Source organism: Ensifer sp. NM-2, from assembly GCF_003024455.1.
GTDB lineage: Bacteria > Pseudomonadota > Alphaproteobacteria > Rhizobiales > Rhizobiaceae > Ensifer > Ensifer canadensis.
Genome location: NZ_PVZR01000133.1, coordinates 1 through 474, shown reverse-complemented (window position 1 = coordinate 474; position 474 = coordinate 1). Strand labels below are relative to the sequence as shown.

The following is a 474-nucleotide window of genomic DNA, read 5'->3' as shown; positions in this document are numbered from 1 at the left end:
CTACTCCAAGGTGATGGTCGACTACTACGGCTCGTTCACCCCGCTGCAGCAGCTGGCGTCCTTCACCACCACGGACGCCCGCACGCTGCTCATCACGCCGTTCGACCAGTCGGCCCTGCGCAACATCGAGAAGGCCCTGTCCGAGTCCGAGGTCGGCGCGAACCCGTCCAACGACGGCAAGGTCATCCGCATCGTGATGCCGGAGCTGACCGCGGAGCGCCGCAAGGAGTACGTGAAGCTGGTCAAGTCCAAGGCGGAGGAGCACAAGATCTCCGTGCGCAACGCCCGTCGCAAGGCCAAGGAGGCCATGGACAAGGCCGTCAAGGACGGCGAGGTCGGCGAGGACGAGGGCGCCCGCGGCGAGAAGGAGCTGGACGCGCTCACCAAGCGCCACGTCGAGCTCATCGACGAGATGGCCAAGAACAAGGAGCAGGAGCTGCTGGAGGTCTGAGCCTCCCGCCGTCCTTGACGGCC

1 protein-coding gene is annotated in these 474 nt (G+C 66.2%); it reads left to right on the top strand.

The window, feature by feature from the left end; genetic code table 11:
- Positions 1-451 (top strand): ribosome recycling factor (frr, locus tag C6558_RS39135; protein ID WP_107028856.1); only part of this gene is annotated, 451 nt, incomplete at its 5' end.
- Between the last annotated feature and the right edge of the window lie 23 nt (positions 452-474).